19 protein-coding genes are annotated in these 21594 nt (G+C 70.5%); 12 read left to right on the top strand and 7 right to left on the bottom strand.

Annotation, left to right across the window (positions count from 1 at the left end; genetic code table 11):
• Positions 1–85: 85 nt before the first annotated feature.
• Positions 86–571 carry a MerR family transcriptional regulator gene (locus tag ACSYGO_RS16650; protein WP_426675605.1) on the top strand — a complete coding sequence of 162 codons (486 nt, stop codon included), beginning with the start codon at positions 86–88 and terminating at the stop codon, positions 569–571.
• 218 nt (positions 572–789) lie between these two features.
• Here the strand turns inward: ACSYGO_RS16650 and ACSYGO_RS16645 are convergent, their stop codons facing one another.
• From ACSYGO_RS16645 to ACSYGO_RS16635, 3 genes are all read right to left on the bottom strand, one after another.
• Positions 790–1641: a DUF4429 domain-containing protein gene (locus ACSYGO_RS16645; RefSeq protein ID WP_426675606.1), complete on the bottom strand. Its 852-nt coding sequence runs from the start codon at positions 1639–1641 to the stop codon at positions 790–792.
• A gap of 75 nt (positions 1642–1716) precedes the next feature.
• Positions 1717–2925, bottom strand: coding sequence for an alpha/beta hydrolase (locus tag ACSYGO_RS16640; RefSeq protein WP_432175328.1), 1209 nt, complete (start codon positions 2923–2925; stop codon positions 1717–1719).
• 155 nt (positions 2926–3080) lie between these two features.
• Complete coding sequence (locus ACSYGO_RS16635) at positions 3081–3737, bottom strand: TetR family transcriptional regulator (RefSeq protein ID WP_460386972.1); 657 nt, start codon at positions 3735–3737, stop codon at positions 3081–3083.
• A gap of 113 nt (positions 3738–3850) precedes the next feature.
• Here ACSYGO_RS16635 and ACSYGO_RS16630 point away from each other — a divergent pair, with 113 nt between their 5' ends.
• Both ACSYGO_RS16630 and ACSYGO_RS16625 read left to right on the top strand, forming a co-directional pair.
• A complete protein-coding gene (locus ACSYGO_RS16630; protein WP_460386970.1) occupies positions 3851–5473 on the top strand; it encodes an MFS transporter in 1623 nt (540 codons plus the stop codon).
• A 309-nt stretch (positions 5474–5782) separates the two neighbouring features.
• Positions 5783–6091, top strand: coding sequence for a small hydrophobic protein (locus ACSYGO_RS16625; RefSeq protein ID WP_095934044.1), 309 nt, complete (start codon positions 5783–5785; stop codon positions 6089–6091).
• Positions 6092–6110: 19 nt separating this feature from the next.
• On the opposite strand, the gene ACSYGO_RS16620 is transcribed toward ACSYGO_RS16625, so the two are convergent.
• Complete coding sequence (locus tag ACSYGO_RS16620) at positions 6111–6950, bottom strand: potassium channel family protein (RefSeq protein WP_432175329.1); 840 nt, start codon at positions 6948–6950, stop codon at positions 6111–6113.
• A 74-nt stretch (positions 6951–7024) separates the two neighbouring features.
• Positions 7025–9757 (bottom strand): pyruvate dehydrogenase (acetyl-transferring), homodimeric type, encoded by a 2733-nt coding sequence (aceE, locus tag ACSYGO_RS16615; RefSeq protein ID WP_432175330.1) that lies wholly within the window; start codon positions 9755–9757, stop codon positions 7025–7027.
• Positions 9758–10225: 468 nt separating this feature from the next.
• On the opposite strand from aceE, the gene ACSYGO_RS16610 reads away from it, so the two are divergent.
• From ACSYGO_RS16610 to ACSYGO_RS16585, 6 genes are all read left to right on the top strand, one after another.
• Entirely contained in the window at positions 10226–10654 is a 429-nt protein-coding gene (locus ACSYGO_RS16610; RefSeq protein WP_028800926.1) for a DUF3052 domain-containing protein, read from the top strand.
• Positions 10655–10944: 290 nt separating this feature from the next.
• On the top strand, positions 10945–11403 hold the full coding sequence (locus ACSYGO_RS16605; RefSeq protein WP_028800925.1) for a peroxiredoxin: 459 nt from the start codon (positions 10945–10947) through the stop codon (positions 11401–11403).
• A 114-nt stretch (positions 11404–11517) separates the two neighbouring features.
• Positions 11518–12093, top strand: coding sequence for a TerD family protein (locus tag ACSYGO_RS16600; RefSeq protein WP_028800924.1), 576 nt, complete (start codon positions 11518–11520; stop codon positions 12091–12093).
• A 100-nt stretch (positions 12094–12193) separates the two neighbouring features.
• Entirely contained in the window at positions 12194–12769 is a 576-nt protein-coding gene (locus ACSYGO_RS16595; RefSeq protein ID WP_426675612.1) for a TerD family protein, read from the top strand.
• Positions 12770–12876: 107 nt separating this feature from the next.
• Positions 12877–14025 (top strand): DUF475 domain-containing protein, encoded by a 1149-nt coding sequence (locus ACSYGO_RS16590; protein ID WP_432175331.1) that lies wholly within the window; start codon positions 12877–12879, stop codon positions 14023–14025.
• 147 nt (positions 14026–14172) lie between these two features.
• The gene (locus tag ACSYGO_RS16585; RefSeq protein WP_095934038.1) at positions 14173–14910 is read left to right on the top strand and encodes a TerD family protein; all 738 of its coding nucleotides are present in this window, start codon (positions 14173–14175) and stop codon (positions 14908–14910) included.
• A 53-nt stretch (positions 14911–14963) separates the two neighbouring features.
• Here the strand turns inward: ACSYGO_RS16585 and ACSYGO_RS16580 are convergent, their stop codons facing one another.
• Positions 14964–15851: a TerD family protein gene (locus ACSYGO_RS16580; RefSeq protein WP_426675614.1), complete on the bottom strand. Its 888-nt coding sequence runs from the start codon at positions 15849–15851 to the stop codon at positions 14964–14966.
• Between the two features lie 180 nt (positions 15852–16031).
• On the opposite strand from ACSYGO_RS16580, the gene ACSYGO_RS16575 reads away from it, so the two are divergent.
• The 3 genes from ACSYGO_RS16575 to ACSYGO_RS16565 are packed head-to-tail and all read left to right on the top strand — an operon-like array spanning position 16032 to position 20523.
• Positions 16032–17201 (top strand): HpcH/HpaI aldolase/citrate lyase family protein, encoded by a 1170-nt coding sequence (locus ACSYGO_RS16575; protein ID WP_426675615.1) that lies wholly within the window; start codon positions 16032–16034, stop codon positions 17199–17201.
• 44 nt (positions 17202–17245) lie between these two features.
• On the top strand, positions 17246–19696 hold the full coding sequence (locus ACSYGO_RS16570) for a phosphoribosyltransferase (protein ID WP_460386964.1): 2451 nt from the start codon (positions 17246–17248) through the stop codon (positions 19694–19696).
• A complete protein-coding gene (locus ACSYGO_RS16565) occupies positions 19696–20523 on the top strand; it encodes an HAD family hydrolase (RefSeq protein ID WP_432175333.1) in 828 nt (275 codons plus the stop codon). The genes ACSYGO_RS16570 and ACSYGO_RS16565 overlap by 1 nt, the downstream gene beginning before the upstream one ends.
• 521 nt (positions 20524–21044) lie before the next feature.
• Here the strand turns inward: ACSYGO_RS16565 and ACSYGO_RS16560 are convergent.
• On the bottom strand, positions 21045–21272 hold the full coding sequence (locus ACSYGO_RS16560; RefSeq protein WP_359491000.1) for an FmdB family zinc ribbon protein: 228 nt from the start codon (positions 21270–21272) through the stop codon (positions 21045–21047).
• Positions 21273–21594: the final 322 nt, after the last annotated feature.

Raw genomic sequence — 21594 nt, 5'->3', positions numbered from 1 at the left:
TAGCCACCCGCCCCGGGCCGAGTCGCCGGAATTTCACCTGATTCCGCTTGCTTGGAGTGCACTCCAAGGTTCTAGCGTGGGGGTCATGACGGTGATGGAGACCACGGCCGAGGCCGCCGAGACCGGCACCAGGAGCAGGACCGACCTCTGCGCGGCGCCTCCCGAGCGGCACCGGCGCCCGGACGGCCAGGACAACTACACGATCAGCGAGGTCGTCGCCTTCACCGGCCTCACCGCGCACACCCTGCGCTGGTACGAGCGCATCGGGCTGATGCCGCACATCGACCGCTCGCACACCGGGCAGCGCCGGTACAGCAACCGCGACCTCGACTGGCTGGGCCTCGTCGGAAAGCTCCGGCTCACCGGGATGCCCGTGGCCGACATGGTCCGGTACGCGGAACTCGTGCGCGAGGGCGACCACACCTACATCGAGCGCTACGAGCTCCTGGAGGCGACGCGCCGGGACGTCAAGGCGCGGATCGCGGAGCTCCAGGACACGCTCGCGGTGCTCGACCACAAGATCAACTTCTATGCGGACGCGGGGCGGGCCCTGGCGTCGGAGAGGTCCTGATGACGGACGGCGCCACCTAGACCCCCGCTTCGGCCTGGACGGCCTCGTCCTCAAGCGCCGGGCGGGCTGGGAATCCTCGGTCCGGGGCGCGGGTGGGCGCCGGACGGGCTGGGACTCCTCGGCCCGGGGCGCGGGTGGGCGCCGGGCGGGCTGGGACTCGCTGGCGCGGGACACGGGTGCGTGCCGGGCGGGGCGGGACCCCGGGTGCGGGGGCTGTCCTACAGCTCCGCCAGCAGTTCGGCCTTCTTGCTGCTGAACTCCTCGTCCGTGACGAGCCCGGCCTCGTGCAGTTCGCCGAGGTGACGGATCCGGTCGGCGATGTCGGCCGGATCGCGGCGGGGAGCCGGTGCGGCGACGGCTGTGGGGCCGGCGGACCGTACCGCGGCCAGGACGGCGGCGGCGAACGGCAGCGACTCGTGCACCGGGCCGTAGCCGAGGCCGAAGACGACGGCCGCCGGGTCCTGGTCGGCCTGGGCGGGCTGCTGGGCCGCGGGGGCACGGCGCAGGAGCCGCAGGTGGCCCTCGAAGACCTCGGGGGAGCGCCACTCGACCCCGCTCAGGTCGGCGACGGGGAAGCTCTGGTCGCCGGCCTTCCACTTCGCGGAGGAGGCTCCCGTCCAGAACCAGCGGAAGGACACCGCCCTGCCGTCGAAGGAGGCCTTCCCGTCGTACGCCTTGAAGTGGAGCGGCCCCGCGGGCGGATCCACCAGATGGCGTTCGGCCGGTTCGTCGTCGGTGGTGAGCCGGTCGCGCAGTTCGTCCGCGTAGTACTCGGCGAGGGTCTCGCGGTCGGCGGGCAGCACCAGCCGGTAGGGGTCGCACCCCTCCTTCAGCTGTCCCGCGGCAGCGTCCATCAGCGGATCGGCGCCCGCCCGTGGCACGGCGCGCAGAACCACCGTGCCGCGCTTCCCGGGCGTCAGCGTCACCGCCGCGATCGCCTCCAGGGGGATACGGCGTTCACCGAGCGCCTGGAACAGCTTCGGCGTACGAATCCCCCGTTCGAAGCGGATGAGCACGGAGTCGGACTCGAACTCCCAGGCGGCATGAAATCCGGCCAGTACGTCACCCATGCGGGCCATCGTATGCGGCACGCAAGCCTCCGTCGCCTCCTCGTACGGACCGCAGTTTTTCGCTCTCTACGCGCGTCAGGCCGACACGGCGTCGGACAAACCCGCCCGGCACGCTTCATCGTCGCGTGCGCAGCTCACCGAGCGGTACGCGCCAACACCGATCTCCGCGAAGTTGCGCAGGCTCTCCGTGCCCGGCTCGAAGTAGCCGGCGTGCCCCTGCGCCCCGTCCGCGGACAGCACCCGCGCACCGAACCCCTTCGACACCGGGTCGGCGCCGTGCCCGAGCCCCCCGACCTCCAGGTACGGCACGTCCTGGATCCAGTCGTCGCCGTCCCGCATCGCCCAGACCTGCGCCGTGGTGTGCAGGCCGGCCGCCTTCTCGGTCCGCATTCCGGGGCTTCCCGCCACCGCTATGTCGGAGACCCGGGCGGGCAGCTCGTGGGCGGCGACCCCGCACAGCACGGAGCCGTAGCTGTGGCAGTACAGCGCCACCGGCGCTTCCCCCGGCAGGGCGCGCAGCAGCGCGTTCAGCCGGACCGCGCCCTCCTTCGCCCGCATCGCGGTGGCCGCGTCCATGCCGAGCCCGCTGGGTGCCGTGTAGTCGGCCCAGGCGATCACGGCGGTGCGCGTGCCCGGGCCCGCGGCGCGCTCCTCCGCGTACAGCGAACGCGCCATGCCGACCGGGGCCGAGTACTTCTTGGAGGTGCGCTGGAAGGTCATCAGGTCGGTGTCGACCCCGGGCACCACGACCGAGATCCGCTCCGCCTTGTCCAGGCTGCCGAAGACCTCGGCGACCCGGCCCGACCCGATGGGGTCGAAGGCGAGGATCTTGCGGCCCTTGTGCAGCAGGGCCTCGTAGCGGTGCATGCGGCGGCCCGCGTCGCGCTGGCCGAGGGGCGACAGCCGGGTGTCGTGCATGCGCTTGCGTTCGACCTTGCGCTGCTGGTCGAGGGCGATGCGGTTCGCCCGGTAGCGCAGGGTCACGGGCGCGCCGTTCATGTTGCCGACCGCGAGCGGGTAGCGGTGGGCGAGCCGGGTGCGCTGCTGGGCGTCGAGCGTCGCGAAGAAGCGGGCCAGCACGCCCGGCGCCGACTCGGCGTCGGGCAGCTGCCGTCCGGCGATGTGCCCGTTCCGCCAGGCGTCGCGGGACGCCTGGAGCGGGGTGGCTTCGCGGTGGCTGTGGAGAGCGGTCCAGCCACTTGTGGCGAGCATCACGAACACCACGGCCAGTGCGAGCAGCGCGCGCCAGACGTTGAGTTGGGGAGACGTGTCGAAGGAAGTCACTGAGAGGACACCCTAGGAGAAGCAGAGTGCCTCACGTTAAACGAGTGAGCGGGATCACGTTTCTGGCGGGGTAATTGGGGCAAACCGGGTTCAGTTTGAGTTAAATACTCACGCTGTGTGGCCGAATTGCTGCGACGCCTGTGCGAGATGTGACGCTACGTGCGCCATCTCTCCGCCAACGCGGGCCCCACATGGTCGAGATAGGACGCCGTCAGTGCGCGGATCGCCTCGACGCTGGTGTCCTCGCCCGCACCCCACAGCCGCCCTGTGACCCGCATCACCCCGCCGAACACGGCGACCGCCACGCGTGGACGGGGGTCCGCGTCGACGTCCAGGCCCTCGCGCTCGGCGATCACCCAGGCGATCTCCTCCTCCATCTCGGCGGAGCGGCGCAGGTGGGCGGCGAGCAGGGCGGGGGTCGACTCGATCAACTGGAAGGTGCGCATGTGCAGTTCGATGGGGATGACCGCCTCGATGGCCTCGCCGATGGTGTCCCAGCTCTCCAGGACGGCCCGCCGCAGCGCCTCCAACGGCGCTTCGTGGGGCGGCCGTTCGCGCACGGCGGCGAGGAAGTGCGACTCGGCGAGCCGCTGGACGAACAGGGCGACGTCCTCCTTGCCCGCGAAGTAGCGGAAGAAGGTGCGCTGGGACACGTCGACGGCGTCGGCGATCTCGTCGACGGTCGTCTGCTCGTACCCCTGGGTGGTGAACAGTTCGAGGGCGGCTCGCAGCAGTGCGTCCCGGGTGCGCTGCTTCTTGCGTTCGCGCAGGCCCGGGCGGGGTGCCGCCCCGATCGTGTCCGCCGTCTCCATGACCCTCGCTTCCCTGCGGTCCGACCGGTTCAGCCTATCTGTGAGTGACGTGACAGTTACCGACTTGTGAATTGGTTTGTCAACTGTCAGTGACTGTCACTAGCCTCCGACGCATGACTAGTCAGACCATCCTCGACAAGACGGGCCCGGGGGACAGAAGTCCGCTCGACCCGTCGGACCGGGCTCCGGCCAAGGGGCTGCGCGGCCATCCGTGGTTCACCCTCATCACCGTGGCCGTCGGGGTCATGATGGTGGCCCTGGACGGCACCATCGTCGCCATCGCCAACCCGGCCATCCAGAAGGACCTCGGCGCGAGCTTCGCCGACGTCCAGTGGATCACCAACGGCTACTTCCTGGCCCTCGCGGTCACCCTGATCACCGCGGGCAAGCTCGGTGACCGCTTCGGGCACCGGCAGACCTTCCTCATCGGCGTGGTCGGCTTCGCCGCCGCCTCGGGGGCCATCGGTCTGTCCGACAGCATCGCCCTGGTGGTCACCTTCCGCGTCTTCCAGGGCCTGTTCGGCGCCCTGCTGATGCCGGCCGCGCTCGGCCTGCTGCGCGCGACCTTCCCGGCCGAGAAGCTGAACATGGCGATCGGCATCTGGGGCATGGTCATCGGCGCCTCCACCGCGGGCGGCCCGATCCTCGGCGGTCTGCTGGTCCAGCACGTCAGCTGGCAGTCGGTGTTCTTCATCAACGTGCCGGTCGGCATCGTCGCGTTGGTCCTCGGCCTGGTCATCCTCACCGACCACCGCGCCGAGAAGGCCCCCCGCTCCTTCGACCTGCCCGGCATCGCGCTGCTGTCCGGCGCCATGTTCTGCCTGGTCTGGGCGCTCATCAAGGCCCCGACCTGGGGCTGGGGCGCCGGTACGACCTGGGCCTTCCTGGGCGCCTCGGTGCTGGGCTTCGTGCTCTTCGCCGTCTGGGAGACCAAGGTGGGCGAGCCGCTCATCCCGCTCGGGCTCTTCCGGTCCGTCGCCCTGTCGGCCGGTGTCGTCCTCATGGTGCTGATGGCCATCGCCTTCATGGGCGGCCTGTTCTTCGTCACCTTCTACCTGCAGAACGTGCACGGCATGAGCCCGGTCGACGCCGGTCTGCACCTGCTGCCGCTCACCGGCATGATGATCGTGGGCTCGCCGCTGGCCGGCGCGCTGATCACCAAGTCCGGGCCGCGCATCCCGCTGGCCGGCGGCATGGCCCTCACCGCGATCGCCATGTTCGGCATGTCCACGCTGAAGACGGACACGGGCAGCGGCATCATGTCGCTCTGGTTCGCGCTGCTCGGCCTCGGCCTCGCGCCGGTCATGGTCGGCGCGACCGAGGTCATCGTCGGCAACGCGCCGATGGAGCTGTCCGGTGTCGCCGGCGGTCTCCAGCAGGCCGCGATGCAGATCGGCGGCAGCCTCGGCACGGCGGTGCTCGGCGCCGTCATGGCCTCCAAGGTCGACGGCGACCTCGCGGGCAACTGGGCGGACGCCAAGCTCCCGCCGCTCACCCCGGCCCAGCTCGACCAGGCCAGTGAGGCGGTGCAGGTCGGTGCCGCGCCGGTCACCAAGGACACACCGGCCGCGATCGCCGCGCAGATCACCGACGTCGCCCACGACACGTTCATCTCCGGCATGAGCCTGGCCTGTCTCGTCGCCGCCGGTGTGGCCGTCGTGGCGGTCTTCGTCGCGATGCTCACCAAGCGGGGCGAGAACGCGGAGGCCGTCGGGGCGGGCGCCGGGCACATCTGACGGGCCGTCCACCGGCTGACGGGCGCCCGCGCACCCGGTCGTCCGGCAGCCGCCGACCGGCCGGGGCGTCCCGGCCGGTTTCGCCTATCAGGGTGACTGAACTAAAGATCCCTCCCGTCCGGTCCGCGCCGCAGGTCACAGTGGGTCAAGTCCTCCGTACGACCCGGGGGACGGCCGGAGCTGCGGCGCGCTGCCGGAGGGGGGCAGCGCGCGTGCAGGTCTGAAGGTGAGGAACGGGGGTACCCGACGCATCGACCCGAACCGACCGAAAGGTCAACTGACCGAAAGGTCAAGGGAGTTCAGGAGTTGATGATGGCGGGCTTCGGACACGGTACGCGCAGGTACCCCCGTTCACGTGGCCGTACGAGGTCAGGGAGCGGGCCGGATCGCGCGACCCTTGGCATCATCGGCCTCGTCTGTGCGGTCGCCGGTTTCTTCACACTGGGGATCGTCCTCGGCCCGGCGGCCATCGTCTGCGGATATCTGTCCATGGGCCGCCGGTGGGCGGGCTCAGGACCCTGGCCGGCCCTGACCGCCGTGGTCCTCGGTGCCGTCGACACACTGCTCGCGGTCCTGTGGCTGGCGGGCTCGACGGGCCCGGGCAACGGTCTGTTCTGACCGGCCGCGCCGCGCGGCGTCACTTCGGTGGACGGTCGTCCGCCCCGGCGGAACGGCCGTCCACCGTGATGTACGCGGGCCGGTGCGCGGCATCCTCCACCGTTCCCGGCACCGGGTGCGGCACACCCGGGGCCGCCCCGCCGGACAGCGCGGCGACCTCCGCGCGCAGGGCCCGCACCTCCTCGGTGAGGGCCTCGATCGCGGCGGTCTGCCGGCGTTCCTCCACGTCGTCCTTCTCGAAGCGGGAGATGAACCAGGCGGCGATGTTGGCGGTGACGACACCGAGCAGCGCGATGCCGGACAGCATCAGGCCGACCGCGAGCATCCGGCCCATTCCGGTGGTCGGGGCGTGATCGCCGTACCCCACCGTCGTCATCGTCGTGAACGACCACCACACCGCGTCGCCCAGCGTTCTGATGTTCCCGTCGGGCGAGTCCCGCTCCACGGACAGCACCGCGAGCGAGCCGAACATCAGAAGCCCGATCACCGCCCCGCCCACGTACGTCGTCAGGCGGATCTGCGAGGCCATCCGCGCCCGCCGTCCCACCAGCAGCAGGGTGGAGACGAGCCGCAGCAGCCGCAGCGGCTGGAGGATCGGCAGCACCACCGCGCACAGATCGAGCCAGTGTCCGCGCACGAAGTCGCGTCGCCGAGGGGTCAGCGCCAGCCGGACCAGATAGTCGGCGGCGAAGGCCCCCCACACCGTCCACTCCACCACCGTGCACGTGAGCTCCAGCGACCGGCCGGCGTCGCTGTCCACGATCGGCACGGCGTACGCGACGGCGAAGGCCACCGCGAGCGCGAGCAGGGGACGCTGGGTGTGCTGTTCCCAGCGGGCCTGTGCCGATTCATCCTTCATGCCCGCATCGTAGAAGCGGCGAAGGGGCGGCGGAGCCGATGCCCCGCCGCCCCTCATGCCGCCGTACGGACGGTCTACGCGTCGCCGCCCGCGGCACCCGGGTCGGCCGCCGCCACGTCGAGCAGCTGGTAGCGGTCGATCGCCTGCTTCAGCACCGAGCGGTCCACCTTGCCCTCACGGGCCAGCTCCGTGAGCACCGCGACCACGATCGACTGCGCGTCGATGTGGAAGAAGCGCCGGGCCGCGCCGCGGGTGTCCGCGAAGCCGAACCCGTCCGCACCCAGCGACTGGTAGGTACCCGGCACCCAGCGCGAGATCTGGTCCGGGACCGAACGCATCCAGTCGGAGACGGCCACGAACGGGCCCTGGACGGCGGACAGCCGCTGCGTCACATAGGGGACGCGCTGCTCCTCCTCGGGGTGCAGGAGGTTGTGCCGCTCCACCTCGACGGCCTCGCGCCGCAGCTCGTTCCAGGAGGTCGCCGACCAGACGTCCGCCTTGACGTTCCACTCCTCGGCGAGGATCCGCTGCGCCTCGATCGCCCACGGCACGGCGACGCCGGAGGCGAGGATCTGCGCGGGGATCGATCCGGAGGTGCCCTCGCCGATGCGGTGGAGGCCCTTCAGGATGCCCTCGACGTCCACGTTCGCCGGCTCGGCCGGGTGCTGGATCGGCTCGTTGTAGACCGTGAGGTAGTAGAAGACGTCCTCCGCGTCCGGGCCGTACATCCGGCGCAGGCCGTCCTGCACGATGTGCGCGATCTCGTAGCCGTACGCCGGGTCGTAGGCGACGCAGCCCGGGTTGGTCGAGGCGAGCAGCTGCGAGTGGCCGTCCGCGTGCTGGAGCCCCTCACCGGTCAGCGTCGTGCGGCCGGCGGTGGCGCCGAGCACGAAACCGCGCGCCAGCTGGTCGGCCATCTGCCAGAACTGGTCGCCGGTGCGCTGGAAGCCGAACATCGAGTAGAAGACGTACACCGGGATGAGCGGCTCGCCGTGCGTGGCGTACGCGGAGCCCGCCGCGATCAGCGAAGCCGTGCAGCCGGCCTCCGAGATGCCGTCGTGCAGCATCTGGCCGGTCGGCGACTCCTTGTACGCGAGCAGCAGATCGCGGTCGACGGCTTCGTACTGCTGGCCGAGCGGGTTGTAGATCTTCGCGCTCGGGAAGAACGAGTCCATGCCGAAGGTGCGGTACTCGTCGGGCGCGATCAGCACGAAGCGCTTGCCGATCTCCTTGTCCCGCATGAGGTCCTTCAGCAGGCGCACGAAGGCCATGGTCGTGGCGATCGACTGCTGGCCCGAGCCCTTCTTCACGCTCGCGTACGTCTTGTCGTCGGGCAGCGCCAGGGGCTTCGCGCGCACCAGACGCGTCGGTACGTACCCGCCGAGTCCCTTGCGGCGGTCGTGCATGTACTGGATCTCTTCCGAGTCCCGGCCGGGGTGGTAGTACGGCGGGAGGCCGTCCTCCAGCTGCTTGTCGGAGATCGGCAGGTGCAGGCGGTCGCGGAAGTGCTTGAGGTCGGTGACCGTGAGCTTCTTCATCTGGTGCGTGGCGTTGCGGCCCTCGAAGTTCGGGCCGAGCGTCCAGCCCTTGACCGTCTGCGCCAGGATCACCGTCGGCTGGCCCTTGTGCGCCTTGGCCGCCGAGAACGCCGCGAAGATCTTCTTGTGGTCGTGACCGCCGCGGCCCAGGTGCAGGACCTGGTCGTCGGTCATGTTCTCGACCATCGCGCGCAGCCGGTGGTCGTCGCCGAAGAAGTGCCGGCGGATGTACGCGCCGGTCTCGGTGGCGTACGTCTGGAACTGGCCGTCCGGCGTGATGTTCAGCTTGTTGACCAGGATGCCGTCCCGGTCCTGCGCCAGCAGCGGGTCCCAGGTGCGGTCCCACACCAGCTTGATGACGTTCCACCCGGCACCCCGGAACTGCGACTCCAGCTCCTGGATGATCTTGCCGTTGCCGCGCACCGGGCCGTCGAGGCGCTGGAGGTTGCAGTTGACGACGAAGGTCAGGTTGTCCAGGCCCTCGCGCGCCGCGATCGACAGCTGGCCGAGCGACTCGGGCTCGTCCATCTCGCCGTCGCCGAGGAACGCCCACACGTGCGACTTGGAGGTGTCCGCGATCCCGCGGGCCTCCATGTAGCGGTTCATCCGCGCCTGGAAGATCGCGCCGAGCGGGCCGAGGCCCATGGACACGGTCGGGAACTCCCAGAAGTCCGGCATGGAGCGCGGGTGGGGGTAGCTGGACAGCCCGTTCGGGTACTTCGACTTCTCCTGCCGGAAGCCGTCGAGCTGCTCCTCGGTGAGCCGGTCGAGCAGATAGGCGCGCGCGTAGATGCCCGGCGAGGCGTGGCCCTGGAAGAAGACCTGGTCGCCGCCGTCGCCCTCGTCCTTGCCGCGGAAGAAGTGGTTGAAGCCCACGTCGTAGAGCGAGGCGGAGGAGGCGAAGGTCGCGATGTGACCGCCGACGCCGATGCCGGGGCGCTGGGCGCGCGAGACCATCACGGCCGCGTTCCAGCGGGTCGCGTTCAGGACCTTGCGCTCGATCTCCTCGTTGCCCGGGAAGAACGGCTCGTCCTTGGTGGCGATCGTGTTGACGTAGTCCGTGCTGCGCATCTCGGGCACGGCCACGCGCTTCTCGCGGGCCCTCTCGATCAGCCGCAGCATCAGATAGCGGGCGCGCTCACGGCCCCGCTGGTCGACGGCGGCGTCGAGCGAGTCGAGCCACTCCTGAGTCTCCTCAGGGTCGAAGTCCGGGACCTGGCTGGGAAGGCCGCCAATGATGATCGGATTGCGATCGGATCCGGAAGCCACGCTGTTCCTTCGCTGTCAGAGGGCTGTCTGCGGTGGGTTTTTCCCCGTCATTTCACCGTTCCCCATCGTGTACCTCGGGAACGCAAACGTCATCTCTACCAAGGGGTAACCGCCACGTTCACCGAGATCGGCGGGACGTGCCGGGCCAAAACGTAACGATACGCTCACTCCATGACGCGTTCCGCAAAGCAGTTCGGCACTCGTACGTCCGCAGGGTTCCGAAACTCGTAAAAGGGGCAGAAGGGTGTGGTGTGTGTCACGCGGTGTACTCGCGGCGGGCCGTCGGTTGCGTCGACAGCGCCGGGATCGTCACCGTTTCGGCGGTCTCGACGGCCGGGTACTTGCGCGATCCGCCCGGCCCGTGTGGACTACGGCCAATGCTTCGCGCACGCGCGTGGCTGAGACTTCCCCGAGTTCTTGACGAGCCGGGGGAGGCCCTAATTCCGAAACATGATCAGGAGGCAAGCCGTGAGCGCGACCGCGGACCACGCGGAGGAGCGGACCAACCCGGCCGCCAGGCTGGGGTTCGAGCCCGGACAGGTGGTCCAGGAGATCGGCTTCGACGACGACGTTGACCACGAGCTCCGTGAAGGCATCGAATCGCTGATCGGCCAGGATCTGGTCGACGAGGACTACGACGACGTCGCCGACGTCGTGCTGCTGTGGTTCCGGGACGAGGACGGCGATCTCACGGACGCACTGGTGGACGCCATCGGTCTCCTTGAGGACGGCGGCATGATCTGGCTGCTGACCCCGAAGACCGGCCGGGACGGATACGTCGAGCCCAGCGACATCAGCGATGCGGCACAGACCGCCGGCCTCTCCCAGACGAAGAGCATCTCCGTGGCCAAGGAATGGTCGGGCACCCGCCTGGGCACGCCCAAGTCCAAGCGCTGAGATCCCGCTCCGCCTTCCGCAGAGCACCGCGTGAGGCCCCCGCCGGACAGACCCGGCGGGGGCCTCACGCATGCCCCGGAACGGTGGCCGGGCCGGTCCCGCCCGGGAGGTCGTCGCCGGCCGGGACGCGGGACCCGCCCTCGCCCCGCCGAGGCCCCGCGCCCTCGCCCCGCCGAGGGGCCGCCCGGGTGGCCTCGGAAGCGCGCGGACCGCCCGCACAGGGCCGTGAGCCGCTCCCTGCGTAGGGTGGTCGTCACCCGAACAGACCCTCGGAAGGGAAGCGAGTGACCATGGCGATCGAGGTCGGCAGCAAGGCCCCGGACTTCGAGCTCAAGGACAACCACGGCGCCACCGTGCGCCTGTCCGACTTCCGCGGCGAGAAGAACGTGGTGCTGCTCTTCTACCCCTTCGCCTTCACCGGCGTGTGCACCGGCGAGCTGTGCTCCCTGCGCGACAACCTCCCGCAGTTCACCGACCGGGAGACCCAGCTGCTCGCCGTCTCCAACGACTCCATCCACACCCTGCGCGTCTTCGCCGAGCAGGAGGGACTGGAGTACCCCCTGCTCTCCGACTTCTGGCCGCACGGCAACACTTCGCGCGCCTACGGCGTCTTCGACGAGGACAAGGGCTGCGCGCTGCGCGGCACGTTCATCATCGACAAGGAGGGTGTGGTCCGCTGGACCGTCGTCAACGGCCTGCCGGACGCGCGTGACCTGAACGAGTACGTCAAGGCGCTCGACACCCTCTGATTTGTTCGGTTCCAGGGCCTGCGGGGTCCGGGAACCCGTCACTAGGATCGACACGTTGATCCGATACCAACGCACTTCGGGGCTCCCCGCCCCTGGACACCATTGGGAGGACTCGTGGGAGTCAGCCTCAGCAAGGGCGGCAACGTATCGCTGTCGAAGGAGGCCCCGGGACTGACCGCGGTCATCGTCGGTCTGGGGTGGGACGTCCGCACCACCACCGGCACGGACTTCGATCTCGACGCCAGCGCGCTGCTGACGAACGACCAGGGCAAGGTCGCCAACGACCAGAACTTCGTGTTCTTCAACAACCTCAAGAGCCCTGACGGCTCGGTGGAGCACACCGGTGACAACCTCACCGGTGAGGGCGAGGGCGACGACGAGCAGATCAAGGTCAATCTCGCCGCCGTTCCCGCCGACGTCCAGAAGATCGTCTTCCCGGTCTCGATCTACGACGCGGAGAACCGCCAGCAGTCCTTCGGCCAGGTGCGCAACGCGTTCATCCGCGTGGTGAACCAGGCGGGCGGCGCGGAGATCGCGCGCTACGACCTCTCCGAGGACGCCTCCACGGAGACCGCGATGGTCTTCGGCGAGCTCTACCGCAACGGCGCCGAGTGGAAGTTCCGCGCCATCGGCCAGGGCTACGCCTCGGGCCTGCGCGGCATCGCGCAGGACTTCGGCGTCAACGTCTGAGTCGTACAGCCTTCGGCTCCGAGGTCCGGCACCGCACCCTTGCGTGCGGTGCCGGACCCGCTGCACAACTGAAAGACAGACCTCGGGGAGGACCAGCATCATGGGCGTCACGCTCGCCAAGGGGGGCAATGTCTCCCTCTCGAAGGCCGCACCGAACCTCACGCAGGTGATGATCGGGCTCGGCTGGGACGCGCGCTCCACCACCGGAGCCGATTTCGACCTCGACGCCAGCGCGCTGCTGTGCAACGGCGGCCGGGTGCTCGGTGACGAGTGGTTCATCTTCTACAACCAGCTCAAGAGCCCGGACGGCTCCGTGGAGCACACCGGCGACAACCTGACGGGTGAGGGCGAGGGCGACGACGAGTCGATCCTGATCGACCTCTCCAAGGTGCCGGCCACCGTCGACAAGATCGTCTTCCCGGTCTCGATCCATGACGCGGACAACCGTGGCCAGACCTTCGGCCAGGTCAGCAACGCCTTCATCCGCGTCGTCAACCAGGCCGACGGCCAGGAGCTCGCCCGCTACGACCTCTCCGAGGACGCCTCGACGGAGACCGCGATGATCTTCGGCGAGGTCTACCGCTACAACAACGAGTGGAAGTTCCGCGCGGTCGGCCAGGGGTACGCGTCGGGCCTGCGGGGCATCGCCCTGGACTTCGGGGTCAATGTTTCCTAGGCCCACCCACCTCAGCCGGAGCGGCGGCCCTCTAGACTTCGTGGTCAACGTTAGGTAAAGCCGAGTACGGCGCGGGGGAGACCCGTACATACACGATTGGGTAGCCAGTGCTTCTGAAAACCTTCGGCTGGTCGTTCGCGATTACCGCGCTCGGTCTGGTCGCAGCGGCGTTCTACGGGGGGTGGACCGCCTTCGGCATCGTGGCGATCCTGGCCGTCCTGGAGATCTCGCTGTCCTTCGACAACGCGGTGGTCAACGCCGGAATCCTGAAGAAGATGAATGCCTTCTGGCAGAAGATCTTCCTCACGATCGGCGTGCTGATCGCCGTCTTCGGTATGCGACTGGTCTTCCCCGTCGTCATCGTCGCCATCAGCGCCAAGATCGGCCCGATCGAGGCCGTCGACCTGGCGCTGAACAACAAGGACCACTACCAGGAGCTCGTGACCGACGCCCACCCGGCGATCGCGGCCTTCGGTGGCATGTTCCTGCTGATGATCTTCCTCGACTTCATCTTCGAGGACCGGGACATCCAGTGGCTGCGCTGGATCGAGCGCCCGCTCGCCAAGCTCGGCAAGGTCGACATGCTGTCGGTCTGCATCGCGCTGGTCGTCCTGCTGATCACCGCGTTCACCTTCGCCACGCACGCCCACCAGCACGGCGGCGCGCACGTCGACAAGGCGCAGACGGTGCTGATCTCCGGCATCGCCGGCCTGATCACGTACCTGGTCGTCGGCGGACTCTCCGGCTACTTCGAGGACAAGCTCGAAGAGGAGGAGGAGCGCGAACACGAGGAAGAAGAGGAGGCCGCGCGGACCGGGAAGAAGAAGCCGGCCGTCGTCCTCGCAGGTCAGGCCGCGTTCTTCATGTTCCTCTACCTGGAGGTCCTGGACGCGTCGTTCTCCTTCGACGGTGTCATCGGCGCCTTCGCCATCACCAACGACATCGTCCTGATGGCGCTCGGCCTGGGCATCGGCGCCATGTACGTCCGTTCGCTCACCGTCTACCTGGTCCGTCAGGGCACCCTCGACGACTACGTCTACCTGGAGCACGGCGCGCACTACGCGATCGGCGCCCTCGCCGTGATCCTCATGGTCACCATCCAGTACGAGATCAACGAGGTCATCACCGGCCTCGTCGGTGTCGTCCTGATCGCCTGGTCCTTCTGGTCCTCCGTGCGCCGCAACAAGGCGCTCGCCGCGGCCGAGGGAAAAGGCGAGACCTCGGACGAGAAGGCTGAGATCTCTTCCGGGGTGTGACGGCCCGGCCGGACCCGGCGTGTGACACCCCGGCACGATCGGGGGTGTGACACCCCTCCGGTCGAGGAACGCTCTGTAGCGGGGCGGCCGACGAGGAACAGTCCTCGCGGCCGCCCCGCCGCACTTTCGAGGAACGTGGGGGGCCAAATGGGTATCTGGCAGGACCTGTGGCGCGGACGCTCGGCGGACTTCGACTCCGGCAGCGCCGCCACCAACTCCATAGAACTGACCAAGCGCAATCACACCGTCTCGCTCACCAAGCAGGGAGCGGCCACCGGCAACCTGCGCATCAACCTGTCCTGGCGGATGCGCACCTCCGACATCGGCGGCCCGCAGCGCGGCAGCGTGCTGCGCCACCCCTTCCGCACCCTCAAGCCGGAAGTGGTCCAGGCGCACACCCAGAGCATGGTCAACGTCGACCTCGACCTGGGCGTCATGTACGAGCTGACGGACGGCACCAAGGGCGTGGTCCAGCCGCTCGGCAGCTTCTTCGGCGAACTCAACGTCCCGCCCTACGTGAAGCTCAGCGGCGACGACCGCTTCGGCTCGGCGTCGGGCGAGACGGCCTACGTCAACCTCGACCACCGCGACGACATCAAGCGGCTGCTGGTCTTCGTCTACATCTACGACCAGACCCCCGCCTTCGACCGCACCCACGCCATCATCACGCTCTACCCGAGCAACGGGCCGCGCATCGAGATCGGCCTGGAGGAGCGCCACCCGCAGGCCCGCTCCTGCGCGGTCGTGATGATCGAGAGCAACAAGGGCGAGGTGACCGTGCGCCGCGAGGTCAAGTTCGTCTACGGCTTCCAGGCCGAGCTCGACCGCCTCTACGGCTGGGGCCTCCAGTGGGGCCGCGGCTACAAGTCGAAGGTCGAGCGCTGACGCCCTGCGTCCTGTCCGCCCGTCCTCGCCTGCCCGGAACCGTCAGGCGGGCCCTAACGCCCGAGGAACTGCGGCCCCTGCGGAGGCAGCCTGAAGTCCGGGTCGGGCAGCGTGCCCACCGGCTGCGGGAAACCGTACGCGGGCTGGGTCGCCGGGGCGGTCTGCGGCTGCGGATAGCCGTAGGCGGGCTGGGCGGCCGGGGCGGTCTGCGGCTGCGGGTAGCCGTACGCGGGCTGAGCGGTGGGCGCGGCGGCCGGCTGCGGATAGCCGTACGAGGGCTGCTGCGGCACCGGAGCGGGCTGCTCGGGAGGCAGCGGCACCGAGGTCTCCGGAGCGGGCACGGGCGCCGACCAGGCGGCGTCGGGACCGGATCCGGTCATGGCAGCCGCCGCGGCCTCGCTCTCGTCCACGGAGATGCCGAAGTCCGTCGCGAGCCCGACCAGACCGTTGGAATAGCCCTCACCGAGTGCCCGGAACTTCCAGCCGTCACCGCGCCGGTACAGCTCGCCGCAGATCAGCGCGGTCTCCGCACCGGTCTCCGGCTTGATGTCGAAGTACGCCAGCGGTTCACCGTCCGCGACGGTGGCGTCGTACAGCACGATGCGCAGATCACGTACGCGGTCGAAGGTGACGTCGTCCGCCGATGCGACCAGCAGAATCTGTCCGACACCGGACTCGACACCCGCCAGATCCGTCTGGATCGTGTCGGTCAGGCCCTCGGTGCCGCGTTTCTTGCCGAGCCGCCACACCTTGCCGGAGGGATGGCGGGGCTGGTTGTAGAAGACGAAGTCCTCGTCGGATCGCACACGACCGTCGGGGCCGAGGAGCAGCGCCGAGGCATCCACATCGGGTACGTCCTGCCCGGGCGTCCAGCGGAGCACGGCGCGCACCGCTGTGGCGTCCAGCGGGACGTTCGACCCCTTCAGCATCGCGTGCGTCATGCGGTCATCCTGCCCTCTCGGTCCTGGTCACGACAACGTGGGGTCTCCCCGGAACCGGTGGGTGCCGGACACGGCCGGGTTACCTGAACTTCATGCTTGGTGGGAACCTCTGACATGGATCCATACGTACTATTACCGGCCAGATCACGTAGGGCCGCCTAGTCGCCACGGGGGAGTTTCATGCGTCATTTCGGTCACATCGCCCCGGAAGAGCGGCAACGCCTCTTCCACCAGGAGCCGAGCGTCTTCACCGCCGACTCACCGGCCCGCGTCCTGGCCACGGCCCTCGGAGCCACGCTGTACAGCCCGGCGACCAGGCCCCGGCTGGCCGACGACATCGTCAAGCAGGCCGAACGCGGTGTGGTCTCCATGGTGCTGTGCCTGGAGGACTCCATCGACGACGCGGAGGTCACCGGCGCCGAGGAGAACCTCGTCAGGCAGTTCGCCGACCTCGCCGGCCGCGCCGACGCGGTCGAGCTCCCGCTGCTCTTCGTCCGGGTCCGCTTCCCCGAGCAGATCCCCGACCTCGTCCGGCGCCTCGGCCCCTCCGTCCGGCTGCTCTCCGGGTTCGTCATGCCCAAATTCACCGAGGAACGCGGCATGCCCTTCCTGGAGGCCCTCGCCGGCGCCGAAACCGCGAGCGGACGCCGGCTGTTCGCCATGCCCGTGCTGGAGTCGCCCGAGCTGCTCTACCGGGAATCGCGCGTGGAGACCCTCGAGGGCATATCCCGCGCCGTCGACAAGTACCGCGACCGCGTGCTCGCCCTGCGCCTCGGCGTCACCGACTTCTGCTCCTCGTACGGGCTGCGCCGCGCCCCCGACATGACCGCCTACGACGTGCAGGTCGTCGCCTCCGTGATCGCCGACGTGGTGAACATGCTGGGACGGGCCGACGGCACCGGCTTCACGGTGACCGGACCGGTCTGGGAGTACTTCCGCGTCCAGGAGCGCATGTTCAAGCCGCAGCTGCGCCGCAGCCCCTTCCTGGAGGGCCAGGCCGAGCAACTGCGCGAGGCCCTGATCGAGCACGCCATGGACGGACTGCTCCGCGAGATCGCCCTCGACCAGGCCAACGGCCTGCAGGGCAAGACCTGCATCCACCCCTCGCACGTCCTGCCCGTGCACGCGCTGTCCGTCGTCAGTCACGAGGAGTTCAGCGACGCCCAGGACATCCTCAGGCCCGAGCGCGGCGGCGGGGGTGTACTTCGGTCGGCGTACACGAACAAGATGAATGAAGTGAAGCCGCACCGTGCCTGGGCGGAGCGCACGCTCCTGCGGGCCGAGGTCTTCGGCGTCGCGAACGAGGACATCGGCTTCGTGGAGCTGCTCGCCGCCGGACTCCCGGAGTGAGCCGGCCCGGCCGGGCCCCGCGGAACACGATCGACAAGGAATCGATGAACAACGCTGTGAACGACGTCGTGTGGACGGGTACCTGGGTCGCGAAGCGACTCGGCGTCGAACTCGTCGGGGACGAGCGGCTCGGCGAGCTGCTGGGGCTGGCGCTGCGCCGCAACCCCAAGCGCGCCCACCTCCTCGTGTCCAACGTCCTCGGCAAGCACGTGCCGCAGTCGCCGTCCGTGGTGTACGGCCACGGGTTCGCGCTCGGCCGCCGGGTCCGCGACCTGCTGGGTGCCGAGGACGCCCGCGCCGCCGTCGTCGTCGGATACGCGGAGACGGCCACCGGGCTCGGCCACTCCGTCGCGGACGGCCTGGGCCTCGCGCCCTACCTGCACTCCACCCGCCGCCCCGTCGCGGGCGTCGCCACGGCGGGCGGCTTCGAGGAGTCCCACTCGCACGCCACCTCGCACCTCCTCCTGCCCGAGGACCCCGCCCTGCTGGCCGGCAGCGGCCCCCTGGTCCTCGTCGACGACGAGTTCTCCACCGGCAACACCGTCCTCAACACCATCCGCGCCCTGCACGAGCGCTACCCCCGCGAGCGGTACGTCGTCGTGGCCCTCGTCGACATGCGCTCCGCCGCCGACCTGGGCCGCCTGGAGGAGCTCGCCGCGGAGATCGGGGCGCGCGTCGACCTGGTGTCCGCGGCCTCGGGCACCGTACGGCTCCCCGAGGGCGTCCTGGAGAAGGGCCAGGCCCTCGTCGCCGCCCACGAGCCCGCGCCACCCGCCCCGGCCGCGCACGGCGGCACCGCGAAGGCCGTCCGGGTCGAGCTGGGCTGGCCCCGCGGCGTCCCCGACGGCGGACGGCACGGATTCACATCCGGCCACCGAATACGCCTGGAGGGCGCCCTGCCCGCCATGGCCGCGCGGCTCGCCGACGCCCTCCCCGACGGCGCGCGCCGCGTGCTCGTGCTCGGCTTCGAGGAGCTGATGTACGCGCCGCTCAGACTGGCCCGCGAGCTGGAACAGGTCGTGAGCGCCGAGGTGCGGTACTCCACGACGACCCGGTCCCCGGTCCTCGCCCTCGACGACCCCGGCTACGCCATCCGCAGCCGCATCGTCTTCCCCGCCCACGACGACCCCGGCGACGGCCCCGGCGAGCGCTACGCCTACAACGTCGCGGGCGCCGGCTTCGACGCCGTCGTCGCCGTCGTCGACTCCGTCGCCGACACCCCGGAGCTGCACGCCCCCGACGGCCTGCTGGCCCGGCTCGCGGAGCACACACCGAGCGTCCTGCTCGCCGTCGTCCCCTCGTACGTCCCCGCTCGGACGCCGACCGAAAGGCCCTCCATGCTCCCCGAGCCCCTCCGCGGCCCCGCCTTCTCCTCGTACGCGCCGGACGAGGTCGGCTGGCTGCTCCAGGACCTCTCGGACGTGGGCCTGGAGGCGCCGACCGAGGAGCGGGAGGAGGCGATCCAGAGCGGCGGCGCCCACTACGCGGAGTCGCTGCCCGTCGAGTACCAGCCGAACGCCCAGTACCAGGAGCTGTTCCACACGGCCCTCGCCGACTCCGCCGCCCGCCTCGCCCAGGCCGTCGGCGCCGTCACCGAGATCGTCCTCGCCGAACGGTCGCCGCGACCGGTGCTGGTGTCCCTGGCCCGCGCCGGCACCCCCGTCGGCGTCCTGATGCGCCGCTGGGCGGAACACCGCCACGACCTCGACCTGCCGCACTACGCCGTGTCCATCGTCCGCGGACGCGGCATCGACGCCAACGCGCTGCGCTGGCTGGCCGCCCACCACGACCCCGCCGACGTCGTCTTCGTCGACGGCTGGACCGGCAAGGGCGCCATCACCCGCGAACTCGCCGACGCCATCAAGGAGTTCGAGGCCTCCGACGGCATCACCGGCTTCGACCCGGAGATCGCCGTCCTCGCCGACCCCGGCTCCTGCGTCCGCACCTACGGCACCCGCGAGGACTTCCTCATCCCCTCCGCCTGCCTCAACTCGACCGTCTCGGGCCTGATCTCGCGCACCGTGCTCCGCTCCGACCTCGTCGGCGAACACGACTTCCACGGCGCGAAGTTCTACCGCGAACTCGCCGGCTCCGACGTCTCCGCCGACTTCCTGGACGCCGTCGCGGCCCGCTTCGACGACGTCGCCGACGCGGCCTGCGCCCAGGCCAAGGAACTCCTCGCCGCCGACCGCACCCCCACCTGGGAGGGCTGGGCTGCCGTCGAGCGGATCAGCGAGGAGTACGGCATCCACGACGTGAACCTGGTCAAGCCGGGCGTCGGCGAGACCACCCGTGTCCTGCTGCGACGCGTCCCCTGGAAGATCCTCGCCCGGACCGGAGCGGGCGCCGACCTCGACCACGTACGCCTGCTCGCCGAGCAGCGCGGCGTGCCCGTCGAGGAGGTCGACGAACTCCCCTACACCTGCGTGGGGTTGATCCACCCCAAGTACACCAGGGGCGCGACCGGCGCCGACGGCAAGGCGGTGACCGCCTGATGCCCGCTCCCAAGGTGCTCGTCGCCAGCGACCTCGACCGCACGCTGATCTACTCCTCCGCGGCCCTCGCGCTCACCATGCCCGACGCGCGGGCGCCCCGGCTGCTCTGCGTCGAGGTGCACGAGAGCAAGCCCCTGTCGTACATGACGGAGGCGGCGGCCGGACTGCTGACCGGGCTCGGCGACACGGCGCACTTCGTGCCCACCACGACCCGCACCCGCAAGCAGTACCAGCGCATCAACCTGCCGGGGCCCGCGCCGAAGTACGCGATCTGCGCCAACGGCGGGCACCTGCTCGTCGACGGGGTGTCGGACGCCGACTGGCACGCGCAGGTGACGGCGCGGCTCGCCTCGGAGTGCGCGCCGCTGGCCGAGGTGCGCGCACACCTGGAGGCCACCGCGGACCCCGCCTGGGTGCGCAAGCACCGGGTCGCCGAGGACCTGTTCGTCTACCTCGTGGTGGAGCGCGAACTGCTCCCCGAGGAATGGGTGAAGGAACTCGCCGTGTGGGCGGAGAGCCGCGGCTGGACGGTGTCGTTGCAGGGCCGCAAGATCTACGCGGTGCCGAAGCCGCTCACCAAGAGCGCCGCCGTGCGGGAGATCGCCCGCCGCACCGGCGCCGAGCTCACCCTCGCCGCCGGGGACTCCCTCCTCGACGCCGACCTCCTGCTCGCCGCCGACCGCGGCTGGCGCCCCGGCCACGGCGAACTCGCCGACGCGGACTGGACGGCGGCCGCGATCACCGCGCTCCCGGAACGGGGAGTACTGGCGGGCGAGCGCATCCTGCGGGAGTTCGTACGCGCCAGCGACGGGGGCGGGCGGGGCTGAGCTCTCGCTCTCCGGGGGCGGCGAGGGGGCCGCTGTTCCGTGCGGGGCGCGGGACAGCTGTGCTCGTGCGACGTACGGGGCGGGTGGCGTACGTGGCGGGTGGCGTACGTGGCGGGGTGGGCCGCCGCTGTGTGGCTGGTCCCTCGTGCAGGACGGGGTGGGGCGGTCTTGCGCGTCCGTGTACGCAACGGGGCTGTGCTGCTCTCGCGCTGCGGCGGAGGCCGTGGGGCTGGGCGGGCCTCATGTGGTGGTGCAGGTGAGGCCGGCCTGACGTGGCGGTGTAGCCGGGGCCGGGCCTCACGCGGCGGTGTGCAGCCGGAGCCCGACCTCACGCGGCGGTGCAGCCGGGGTCGGCCTCACGCGGCGGTGCAGGTGAGGCCGGTCCTCGCGGTGCCGCGAGGCGGGCCGTGCCGCCGCGGCGGCCTGTGGGCGGTCGTGGGCGTCCGGGACGGGTGGCTGCGGTCCCGGGAGCGCAGCCGTCGCGTACGGCCGGTCCCCGGGCAACCGCCCGGACCGGTGGCTCAGCCGCAGCAGCCCCCGCCGCAGCAACCGCCACCACCGCCGCCGGCGCGCGGCGCGGGGGCCGGTGCGGACGACGACCCGCCCGTGGCGACGGCGACCGTCGACAGGAGCTTCACCGTGTCGTCGTGCCCGGCGGGGCAGTCCGCGGGGGCGGAGGACTCCGCCATCGGGCGGCTGAGTTCGAAGGTGTCGCCGCAGGTCCGGCAGCGGTACTCGTAGCGAGGCATGCGCACAGGTTAGCCCGGGACGGGCGGGCGCGCGGAGTCTCTGCGCCCGCACCGTCGCGGATCGGTTCACCTCGTGAGGGCGGCTCGGCGGCGGGGCCGCAGCGTCGGGAGGGGCCGGCCCCAGGTACCTCTCGGCTTCCGCCCTTCGTCCGCGCGGGGGCACACCGGTACCCGCGGAGGTACGGCCGCCGGTACCCGTACCCGCGGAGGGACGGTCGGCACTCGCGGCGAGACGGCCGGCCTCGCGGAGGGGCTGTCGACACGGGCCGGGGCACTGCGCACACCTCCCGGGGCACCGCCCACAGCTCCCTGGACCTCCCTG

Source organism: Streptomyces krungchingensis (assembly GCF_054729265.1).
The sequence above is the reverse complement of the archived record's forward strand: the minus strand, read 5'-3'. Positions and strand labels throughout refer to the sequence as shown.